The sequence below is a fragment of the Kitasatospora sp. NPDC091257 genome, from assembly GCF_044757675.1.
Taxonomy (GTDB): Bacteria; Actinomycetota; Actinomycetes; order Streptomycetales; family Streptomycetaceae; genus Kitasatospora; species Kitasatospora lactacystinica.
In genome coordinates this window covers 1-1,565 of sequence record NZ_JBIVVI010001625.1, presented here as the reverse complement: position 1 = coordinate 1,565, position 1,565 = coordinate 1, and the positions used below count along the sequence as shown (strand labels likewise).

Annotated in this window: 2 protein-coding genes; both read left to right on the top strand. The window is 75.7% G+C overall.

Annotation, left to right across the window (positions count from 1 at the left end):
* The coding region (locus ACIQOV_RS40835; protein WP_401056124.1) for a sensor histidine kinase at positions 1-854 on the top strand (854 nt) is incomplete at its 5' end.
* Entirely contained in the window at positions 845-1,489 is a 645-nt protein-coding gene (locus ACIQOV_RS40830) for a response regulator (protein WP_401056122.1), read from the top strand. The genes ACIQOV_RS40835 and ACIQOV_RS40830, both read left to right, overlap by 10 nt.
* Positions 1,490-1,565: the final 76 nt, after the last annotated feature.

Sequence of the window (1,565 nt, the reverse complement as noted above, 5' to 3'; positions counted from 1 at the left end):
CCCTCCAGGCCGCCGACGCCGTCGACACCGACGAGATACTCGCCGGCGTCGTCCTCAACGGCTGGCTGCGCGGCTCGCTGGGCTGGGAGGAGCTGGCGACCCAGGTGCTGCTCGGCGGGGTGCTGCTCTTCCTGGCCGTACAGGGCCTGTTCTCGCTGGCCGCGCTGGACGCCCGGACCGCCCGGGAGTGCTTCGGGCCGTCCGAGGCCGAGCTGCTGCGCCGCCGGATCGCCGAACTCGCGGACAGCCGGGCCGCGGTGGTGCGGGCGGTGGACACCGAGCGGCGCCGGATCGAGCGGGATCTGCACGACGGCGTGCAGCAGCGGGTGGTGGCGCTGGCGATGCTGCTCGGCCGGGTGCGGCGCGGCCTGGACCGCCACCAGGGCCCGGAGCGGACGGAGGCGCTGCTGCGCCAGGCGCACCGGGAGGCGCAGGAGGTGCTGACCGAGCTGCGCGAGGTGGCCTGGCGGGCGTACCCGTCGGCGCTGGACACCCTGGGGCTGGAGGAGGCGCTGGGCGGGGTGGCCGAGCGGTGCGCCATCCCGCTGCGGCTGCGCTACGAGGTGGCCGGCCCGCTCCCCGAACCGGTGCGGACCGCGGCCTACTTCGTGGTGTCGGAGTGCGTCACCAACGCCGCCAAGCACTCCGCCGCCTCGGCGGTCTCGGCCCGGGTCGAGCGGGCCACCGGCCTGCTCACGGTGCGGGTGGAGGACGACGGCGCGGGCGGCGCGGACCCTACCGGCAGCGGCCTGACCGGCCTGCGCGGGCGGGTGGCCGCGCTGGACGGTACCCTCCACGTCCACAGCCCCGCCGGGGGCCCGACCGTCATCACCGCGGAGCTGCCATGCGCGTGACCCTCGCCGAGGACTCGACCCTGCTGCGGGAGGGCCTGGTCCGCCTGCTCGCCGAGGAGGGGCACGAGGTGCTGGCCGCGGTGGGCGACGCGACGGCGCTGACCGCGGCGGTGGCGGAGCAGCCGCCGGACGTCGTGGTGGTGGACATCCGGATGCCGCCGACCCACACCGACGAGGGGCTGCGGGCGGCGGTGGAGATCCGCGAGCGGTGGCCGCGGGTCGGGGTCCTGGTGCTCTCCCAGCACATCGAACGCGGTTACGCGGCCCGGCTGTTGGACGCCGGAGCGGAGCGGGTCGGCTATCTGCTGAAGGACCGGGTGGCCGAGGTCGAGGAGTTCCTGGACGCCCTGGTGCGGGTCGCGGCGGGCGGCGCGGTGATCGACCCGGAGGTGGTCCGCCGCCTGGTGGTGCACTCCACCCGCACCGACCCGCTGGCCCGGCTCACCCCGCGGGAGCGCAGCGTCCTGGAGGCGCTCGCCGAGGGCTGGACCAACGCCGCCATCGCGCAGCGGCTGCACGTCTCACTGAGCGCGGTGGAGAAGAACCTCAACGCCGTCTTCGACAAGCTGGACCTGCCCCGCACCACGGACCACAACCGCCGCATCCTGGCCGTCCTGCACTACCTCGGCGTGTAGGGCCGGTCTCCTGGGTCCTTGCCGGGCCCGACGGCACGGACCCAGACGGGGAACGGCGGGATGACCGCTTCCTCCC